The following is an 8,061-nucleotide window of genomic DNA, read 5'->3' as shown; positions in this document are numbered from 1 at the left end:
GCATCAGCAGCCCGACCAGTTCGACCACCGGGACCCCCGCCCCGTCGCGCCTCCGCGTCGCGGGGCGGGGGTCCCGGTGGTCGAACTGGTCGGGCTGCTGATGCTGCTGGCGGTCGCGACGGTGGTGTACGCCGTGGCCGGACCCGCCGGTTTCTCCTCGATCGTCAGCGCCGGCGGCGGCCTCTTCGCCACGTGGCGGGCCTTCCGCGCTCCCGAACGCACGGCTCCCGAACGCATGCCCGACCCGGCGGACGGCGGGGCACCCGAGGGCAGGCGCGAGGCCTGATCCGCCCACGCGGCCGGCGGTCCCGTCGAAGCCCTCGGCGGGACCGCCGGTCCCACCCCCGGCGCGTGTCTCGTTGCCGGGTCGATCACAGCGCGCGAAGAGACCGACTCCTCCGGAGCGGGTCATCCTGAGGTGGCAGCCCGGGGACCGCGCTGCCGCCCCGCCGCTCAAGGGAGGTTCGAAGGGGGCACGATTCGGGGTGGGGAGATTGGCCCGTGCCAGTGGACGCGTACGGGAGGTGCGATGAGCGCGACGAGCGCGGGCGGGGCGTGGGTGCGCCGGTTCCATCCGGCGCCGGAGGCGGCGGTGCGGCTGGTGTGCCTGCCGCACTCCGGGGGGTCGGCCAGTTATTTCTTCCCCTTCTCTCGGGCGCTCTCCCCCGCCCTGGAGGTGCTCACCGTCCAGTACCCGGGGCGGGGTGACCGGCGGGCGGAGCCGTTCGTGACGGACGTGCAGGAGATGGCGGACCGGGTGTACGCCGAGCTGCTGTCCTGGTCGGACCGGCCCCTCGCGTTCTTCGGGCACAGCATCGGCGCGACCGTCGGCTTCGAGGTGGCGCTGCGGCTGGAGGCGGCGGGCATCGAGCCGCTCGTGCTGTTCGCGTCGAGCCGCCGGGCGCCGTCGACGCACCGGGAGGGCGAGTACGACAACATCGGCGACGACGAGTGGGTGCTGTCCACCGTGAAGGACCTGGGCGGCACCCCGGACGAGCTGCTCACGGACGACCGGCTGCTGCGGATGAGCCTGCCCGTGCTGCGGGCCGACTACGAGGCCGCGCGCTCCTACCGGTACCGGCCCGGGCCTCCGCTGCGCTGCCCGATCGTGGCGCTGGTCGGGCAGCGCGACACGAAGGTGTCGCTGCGCGAGGCGGCGGCCTGGCGCGGGCACACGGCCGCGGAGACGGAGTTCCACTGGTTCGACGGCGGGCACTTCTACCTCAACGACCACGTCGAGGATGTCGTGGGGCTGGTCCGGAAGCAGTTGCTGCCCGCCGCCGTCTGAGCGGCCGTCAGCCGCTGGGGCCTTGCGGTGCCGCCGTGCGGAGCGTGCGGGCGAGGCCGCGGGCCGACGCGGCGACGGCCACGGGCGGCGGGCGCCAGCCGTGCGCGCCGATGCGCCGTGCGACCTCGTACGCGAGCTGCCCGGCGCCGGAGTAGCCGCCGAGCAGCAGCGGTTCCCCGGCGGCGAGCGCGGGCCGCAGGGCGCGCAGGCAGGCGGCGGCGTCCGCGGGCGGTGCGACGGTGGCGAGGGCCTGCGGGCCGCGGTGGGCGTCGGCGACGGCGGTGTAGGAGTCGGCGGTCGCGCCGGGCGGCGGGATGAGCAGGACCGTTCCGGCGCCGGGATACGCTGCCGGCCGCAGCTCGACCAGGCCGGTGGCGCGGGTCGCGGGCGGGCCCGTCGGCGTGGCCGGCCCGACGGCCTCCGCGAGGAGGCGCAGGAACTCCTTCGCGGGCGTGATGCCGTCCGTGTCGGCCGGGAGTTCGCGCAGCAGCAGCGCGGTCTGCGCGAGCGCCGCCTCGGCCTCCCCGTCGGGGACGCGGGTGCGGTCGTTCACGGCGGTCAGCACCAGTCCGCCCTCGCAGTCGTGGTGCGCGCGGATGCTGATCGGCAGCGCCGTGTACGCGTCGACGGCCTGCGGCCGCCCCAGCTGTACGCCTTCCTCGGCGAGCTCGGCCTCGACCGCGACGGGCGGCCCCGGGTGGAAGGGCGGCCCCGCGGGCGGGTCGAACGCGAGCAGTGAGGCGGTCAGTTCGCTGTCGCCGCCGCGGCCGCTCCAGGCGTGGATCTGCCCGTGCGAGACCCATTCGTACGAGGACGCGCCCAGCGCGGCCCCGGCCAGGTCCGCGAGCAGCCGGGTGACGGGCGCCGCCGGGTCGACGCGGACGTGCAGCGGCAGCGGCCCCTGGAGCGGGGCGGGCAGGCCGGAGGCGCCGCGGAGGGTGATGCCGCGCCCGGATGCGGCGACGGCGAACGCGACGGGCGCCGGCCGGAACCCGGAGCCGGTCCCGCGGTGCAGCAACAGCGCCCAGGCGGCGCCGAGCGCGGTGGATTCGGCGGCCCCGTGCCGTGCGGCCCATGCGCGCAGCCGGACGGCTTCGCCGGGGGTCAGGCGGATCCGGGCGCGGCCGTGCCCGGTACGGGCGGGCCGGTCGCCGCGAGCAGCGGCGGCCGTGGCGGCCGTGGCGGGGGGCAGGGTGCGGGAGTCGGGCGGGGGGACGGCGCGGGCCCAGTAGGCGCGGGGGGCGGTGTCGTCCTGGCGGGCGAGCCAGTCGAGGTGGTCGCGGACGTCGGGGCGGCGTTCGCCGCCGCGGGTGCGGCCGGCGGCGAGGTAGGCGCGGTAGAAGGAGCGCAGCAGCAGCCGGACGCTCCACCCGTCGAGCAGGGCGTGGTGGAAGGTGAGGATGACGCGGGTGGGGCCGGTGGGGCCGGCCTGCTCGTCGAGCAGCGCGATGCGCAGCGGGCCGGGGCGGTGCAGGTCGAAGGGGCGGAGGCGTTCGCCGACGAGCAGGGAGTGCCAGTCGGCGGAGCCGTACGGGTGGCGTACGGGGTCGGGGGCGGCCTCCGGGTGTACGACGACGCACGGCCCGTCGGCGGCCGATCCGGCGGCATGCTCGGCGAACGCGGCCCGGAGCACGGGCTCCTGTGCGGACACCGCCCGCCAGGCGTCGCGGAAGCGGCGGGTGTCCAGGGGCCCGTACCAGCGCCAGTGCAGCTGCTCGACGTGCAGCGGCGCGGCCCCGGACCGCGCGGTGAGCGCGTCGAGCAGAACTTCCCGCTGCCGGGCGGATGCGGGCATCCGGGACAACGGTACGACCACGGCCCGGCCGCCCCCGGCCCCGCCCCGAGCGGCCGCGGTACCGGCACCGGCGCCGGCGCTGGCGCTGGCGCTGGCGCCGGCGGCCCGAGCGTGCTCCCGGGCACGCACCCCGTCGGCCTCGGCACCGGCCCGGCCGACCACGGCAACGGCACCGGCACCGACCGCGTCCGCGTCCGCGTCGCCCACCGCACCAACGGCCCTGCCGGCACCGGCCTCACCGTCAGCACCCGTGGCACCGGCCGCACCGGCGACACCACCTGCACTGGGCACATCGGCCGCATTAGCCGCACCAGCCGCACCAGCCGCATCGGCGGCATCGGCGACATCGGCGACATCGGCGGCACCAGCCGCATTAGCCACACCGGCCGCATTAGCCGCGCCAGTCACACCGTCGGCGCCGGCCGCACCGGCCGCGCGTAGGCCGCTTCCCACACCAGGGGCACCTGTGGCAATTGCCGTCCCGGTGGCACCGCCCACAGCGGCCGCGCCTGTGGCACCCCCCGCACCGGCGGAATCGGTGGAACGGGCGGTGTCACACGCCTCGGCGACACCAGCGGAACCTGCGACACCGGTGGAACCTGGGGCATCGGCGGCACCAGCGGCATCGGCGGCACCAGCCACGCCCGCGTTTCCCTCACCGGCCATCCCGCTCGCAGCGGCCACACCGGCTGCCGGGACCGCAGCAGCCGCGGTCCGCGGCGACGCGGCGGTCAGCAGGTCGGCGAGGGCGCCCGCCGGGCAGTGGCCCGACTCCAGGTGCAGGGTGTGGTGGGTCGCGGAGTGCCGGTGCAGGGTGTGGGTGCTCGGCGGGAGTGCCGCGAGCGCGGCCTCCAGGGCGTCCGGGTCAAGTGGGCCGCGCAGGTCCAGGGCCGGTGCGGGACCTGGGGCGATGACCACGGTCAGGGCGGCTGCCATCCGTACCCCTCCTCGGCGTGGGCCTGCAAAGGGGACCATGATGCATGCCCATGCCACGTATCGCTGACGCGGCCTGACGTGCCGCCGGGGTGACGGCGGAGCCCCGCCGGAGGGGGCGTGGGTGGAGGGGTTCCGGCGGGGCCCTGCCGTGCCGCGGCCGCATGCACCGCGGGTCTGGGGCCGACCCGCCGGGAGCGGCGGGCCGGGTTGGCGGCCGGCCGGCCGCGGGCGGTCGGCCACGTTCGAGGGCCTGCCCTCGGGGCGGTGGGCCGAGTCGGCGGACCGGCTCACCGGGCGGCAGGCCGAAGGCGGCGACCGACCCGTGGTACGCGGTGGGCGGTCGGGGTCGACCCGCCGGGCGGCGGGCCGGAAGTGCGGTCGGTGATCCGAGGGAAGCCACCGGCCAGGGTCTGAGCCGACCCACCGGCCGGCGGATCGGGGTCGCGGCTGACCCGTAGGCGGCTCACCTGCCGGACGCGGCTCACCTGCCGGGTGCCGCGCACCCGCCGGGTGCCGCGCACCCGCCGCATGCGGTGCCCGCAGCGGGCAGCGTGCCGGGTCGGAGGCGACCCACCGGTCGGCGGGCGCGGCCGCCTGCCTGGTGTGGCGCCCGGCTCCGGACGAGTTGCTCCCAGCGGGCCGATCGCCGACTCCGGCCCGCTGCAGCCCGCCGGCAGGCAGGCACCGACTGGGCCGGCTGCTGCCTGTGGGCCGGCTTCCCGCACGCGGGCCGGCCACCGGCACGCGTGCGGCCGGGGTCGGCGGCTGCCGCGGCAGCCCCGCCGCGTGGGCCCGGACTCCCGCTACAGCATCCGCACCGCTGTCTCCGCGTGCTGCTTCGCCAGAGCCAGCGTCGCCGTGCTGTTGCGGCCCAGGGCCTCGCGGACGTACTGGCGGGCCTGTGCCACCGTCGTGCCGGGGCCCAGTACGCGCTCCACCGCCTCCTCGCGCAGCAGGACGCTGTGCTGGGAGACCGCGGTGACGCCCGTCTCGTCCGGGATGACCGACCACTCCCCCGTGTGCGCGGCCATCAGTGCGGGCGTGGTCGTCTGCTTGTAGACGATGCGGCCGGCGTGCGGGAAGCAGACCCGTACCGACTCCGTGGTGTGCACCGAGCCGTCCGCGGTCAGCGTGTCCATCGCCATCAGCTGCACCCCCGGCTCGTCCTCCCTGACGTCGAGCCGGGAGACGTGCGGCAGCAGCCGCGGCCAGTCGGCGACGTCGTACAGGAAGGCGTACACCAGGTCCGCGGGGCCGTCGATGCGGACGGAGTCCTCGAAGGTGAGGAGCAGGTCGTCCAGGCGGCTCCACTGCTCGGCGGTCTCCTTCAGCTGCGCGAGCTCCGCGCGGCTGTTGGTGTCGGTGGCCCGCCGGACCCATGCGGCGTCCGCGGCCCGGTCCCCGTCGACGGTGAAGTCGTGTTCGAGGAGCAGGCGGCAGCGGCCCGGGCCGCGCGGCTCGACCGTCCAGCTGCCGCCCATGGCCGTGGTGGGGGCCGCTGGCAGCTCGTGCCGGAAGTCGATGCGGTGCCGGGTGGCGTCGAGGGTTCGGCGGGAGAGCCAGGACCGGACGGTTCCGTTCGCCGTGGCCCACATGTGGAACCGGTCGTGGACGCCGTCGAAGTCCAGGCGCTCCACGTGGATGCTCGCGGGGACGAACAACGGCCACTGGGTCGTGTCCGCCACCAGCCCGTAGACCACGCCGGCCGGCGCGGCGACGTCCATGGTGTAGGACGCGCGGTGCACTCGCTGGACAGCCATCACACACCTCTCTCACGCTTGATGCAGAGTCTGTCGGCATCCGCTGGAGCCCCCGTGGAGCCGTCTTGGAGCCGCAGGCCGTCAGGCCGTCAGGCCGCCCGCGCCGCCTGTGCCGCCGGCTGCGCCGCAATCGCCCGCGCCGCCGCCGCGCGCGCCGCGGCCTCCGCGTCCCGTTTCGCGTGCGTCATCGTCACCGTGCTGTTGCGGCCCAGCGCGTCGCGTACGTAGCGCCGGGCCGCCGCCAGGTCGGCGGTCGGGCCCAGGACCCGCGTCACCGCGTCCGGCCTCAGGACGACGCCGTGGCGGGAGGTGACCGTCGAGCCGCGGGCGTCGCCGGTGACCGTCCAGACGCCGGTGTGCGCGGACATGAGGGCCGGCGGCCGGGTCTGCTTGTAGACGATGCGGCCCTCCTCGGGGAAGCACACCCGCACCGACTCGGTGGTGTGCGACGACCCGTCGGCGGTCAGCGTGTCCATCGCCAGCAGCTGCACCCCGGGGAGGGCCGGGTCCTCGGTGAGGTCGAGGCGTGCGACGTGCGGCAGCAGTACGGGCCACCGGTCGGCCCGCTCCAGGAAGGCGTACACCCGCTCCGGCGGGGCCTCCACGCGGACGGTGTCCTCGAAGGTCATCACGAGCTGGTCCATGAGCGCCCACCCGCCGGCGATGCGGGCGAGGCTGTCGAGTTCGGCGCGGCTGTTGGCGTCGGTGGCGCGCTCGACCCAGGCGATGTCCTCGGGGTCGTCGCCGCTGACCCGGAAGTCGTGCAGCAGCGTCAGCCGGCACCGGTCGCCGCCCAGCGGCTCCACCTCCCACGTGCCGGTCATCTCGCTCAGCGGCGGCGCGGCGGCGTCCTGCCGGAACTCGATGCGCCGGTTCCCGGCGTCGAGGATGCGGCGCGACGTCCACGTCTTGACCTGGCCGTTCGCGGTGGCCCACATCCGCAGGTGCTCGTGCGTCCCGTCGTGGGCGAGGCGGTCCACGTACACGTTGGGCGGGAAGAGCAGCGGCCACTGCACGGGGTCGGCGATGAGCCCGTAGACGACGCCTGCCGGCGCGTCGACCTCGATGTCGTGCACCGTCCGGTGCGTCTCCCCCACTGCCTCGGCGATCTTCGTCACGGTCCCTGCCGCCCCTCTCTCCGCCATCAGAAGTTCCCCAGTCCGCCGCAGACGTTGAGCGCCTGGGCCGTCACCGACGCCGCCAGGTCCGTGGTCAGGTAGCCGACCATGGCCGCGACCTCTTCCGGTGTCGCGTACCGGCCCAGCGGGATCTTCGCCTCGAACTGCTCCTGCACGTCCTCGACGGTGGTGCCCCAGGCCGCCGCGTACCCGGCGCGCACCCGCTCCGCCATGGGCGTCTCGACGTACCCGGGGCAGACGGCGTTCACCGTGACCCCGGTCGGTGCGAGCTCCTTGCCGAGGGCCTTGGTGAAGCCGACGACGGCGTGCTTGGAGGCCGAGTAGGGCGCGCCGAGCAGGACGCCCTGCTTGCCGGCCGTGGAGGCGATGTTGATGATCCGGCCGTTCGCGGCGTCCGCGAGGCCGCCGTTGCGCAGCGCCTCCCTGGTCAGCAGGAAGACGCCGTTCAGGTTGGTGTCGATCACGTCGTACCAGAGCTCGTCGGTGATGCCGGCCGTGGGGCCGCCGCCGCTGCGTCCCGCGTTGTTGACGAGGACGCCGATCGGCCCGAACCGTGCGACGCAGGCCGCGACGAGTGCGGCGACCGACTCGCCGGAGCGGACGTCGGCGGCGGTGCCGTCGACGTCGAGGCCTTCGGCGCGCAGTTCGGCGACGGTCTTCTCGACGGCTTCGGGGGTCCGCGCGCAGAGGAAGACGCGGTGGCCGCGCCGGCCGAGGTCGCGCGCCACGGCGAGCCCGATGCCGCTCGTGCCGCCGGTGACCAGGGCGACCGGCCGGTGGGGCGCCGGCGCCGGTGTCGGTGTCGGTGCTGTCATCGCTGACCCTCCAGGACTCGTGGTGTGGACTCGACCGTGTCGCGGACCGCTGGAGATCCGCCGGACACCTGCTGGAGGACCTGTCGGCGCTGCTGCTCCGCCAGTGCCTCCGCCCGTGCTTCCGCCCGTGCCTCGGCGTACGGGCGCAGCTCGTGGACCTCGGCGAGCCGGCCCAGCGATGACAGCACCGACACCGACACCGGCGCCGGCGCCGGTGTCGGTGTCGGTGCTGTCATCGCTGACCCTCCAGGACTCGTGGTGTGGACTCGACCGTGTCGCGGACCGCTGGAGATCCGCCGGACACCTGCTGGAGGACCTGTCGGCGCTG

Annotated in this window: 7 protein-coding genes and 1 pseudogene; 3 read left to right on the top strand and 5 right to left on the bottom strand. The window is 75.9% G+C overall.

Annotation, left to right across the window (positions count from 1 at the left end; all coding sequences use genetic code 11):
* Positions 1–286, top strand: a pseudogene (locus EF903_RS24270) (hypothetical protein); the annotation flags it as partial.
* 243 nt (positions 287–529) lie between these two features.
* Positions 530–1,288 (top strand): thioesterase II family protein, encoded by a 759-nt coding sequence (locus EF903_RS24265; protein ID WP_125546537.1) that lies wholly within the window; start codon positions 530–532, stop codon positions 1,286–1,288.
* 7 nt (positions 1,289–1,295) lie between these two features.
* Here the strand turns inward: EF903_RS24265 and EF903_RS24260 are convergent, their stop codons facing one another.
* On the bottom strand, positions 1,296–3,083 hold the full coding sequence (locus EF903_RS24260; protein ID WP_125546535.1) for a condensation domain-containing protein: 1,788 nt from the start codon (positions 3,081–3,083) through the stop codon (positions 1,296–1,298).
* A 111-nt stretch (positions 3,084–3,194) separates the two neighbouring features.
* Here EF903_RS24260 and EF903_RS24255 point away from each other — a divergent pair, with 111 nt between their 5' ends.
* A complete protein-coding gene (locus EF903_RS24255) occupies positions 3,195–3,524 on the top strand; it encodes a hypothetical protein (RefSeq protein ID WP_125546533.1) in 330 nt (109 codons plus the stop codon).
* A 1,298-nt stretch (positions 3,525–4,822) separates the two neighbouring features.
* Here EF903_RS24255 and EF903_RS24250 read toward each other — a convergent pair.
* From EF903_RS24250 to EF903_RS24235, 4 genes are all read right to left on the bottom strand, one after another.
* Positions 4,823–5,779 carry an aromatase/cyclase gene (locus EF903_RS24250; RefSeq protein ID WP_125546531.1) on the bottom strand — a complete coding sequence of 319 codons (957 nt, stop codon included), beginning with the start codon at positions 5,777–5,779 and terminating at the stop codon, positions 4,823–4,825.
* Between the two features lie 89 nt (positions 5,780–5,868).
* Complete coding sequence (locus tag EF903_RS24245) at positions 5,869–6,897, bottom strand: aromatase/cyclase (protein ID WP_260615850.1); 1,029 nt, start codon at positions 6,895–6,897, stop codon at positions 5,869–5,871.
* Between the two features lie 26 nt (positions 6,898–6,923).
* Positions 6,924–7,733 carry a 3-oxoacyl-ACP reductase FabG gene (fabG, locus tag EF903_RS24240; RefSeq protein WP_125546527.1) on the bottom strand — a complete coding sequence of 270 codons (810 nt, stop codon included), beginning with the start codon at positions 7,731–7,733 and terminating at the stop codon, positions 6,924–6,926.
* A complete protein-coding gene (locus tag EF903_RS24235) occupies positions 7,730–7,969 on the bottom strand; it encodes a hypothetical protein (protein WP_125546525.1) in 240 nt (79 codons plus the stop codon). The genes fabG and EF903_RS24235 overlap by 4 nt, the downstream gene beginning before the upstream one ends.
* Between the last annotated feature and the right edge of the window lie 92 nt (positions 7,970–8,061).

This window comes from Streptomyces sp. WAC05292, assembly GCF_003949955.1.
In the GTDB taxonomy this organism is placed as follows: domain Bacteria; phylum Actinomycetota; class Actinomycetes; order Streptomycetales; family Streptomycetaceae; genus Streptomyces; species Streptomyces globosus.
Note: the sequence above shows the minus strand (reverse complement) of the source record. Positions and strands in the feature narration are given on the sequence as shown.

What these genes read in the sequence shown, in the direction of transcription:
- EF903_RS24265 (WP_125546537.1), top strand. Translation starts at nt 530, where the DNA reads ATGAGCGCGACGAGCGCGGGCGGGGCGTGGGTGCGCCGGTTCCATCCG.
- EF903_RS24260 (WP_125546535.1), bottom strand. Translation starts at nt 3,083, where the DNA reads ATGCCCGCATCCGCCCGGCAGCGGGAAGTTCTGCTCGACGCGCTCACC.
- EF903_RS24250 (WP_125546531.1), bottom strand. Translation starts at nt 5,779, where the DNA reads ATGGCTGTCCAGCGAGTGCACCGCGCGTCCTACACCATGGACGTCGCC.
- fabG (WP_125546527.1), bottom strand. Translation starts at nt 7,733, where the DNA reads ATGACAGCACCGACACCGACACCGGCGCCGGCGCCCCACCGGCCGGTC.
- EF903_RS24235 (WP_125546525.1), bottom strand. Translation starts at nt 7,969, where the DNA reads ATGACAGCACCGACACCGACACCGGCGCCGGCGCCGGTGTCGGTGTCG.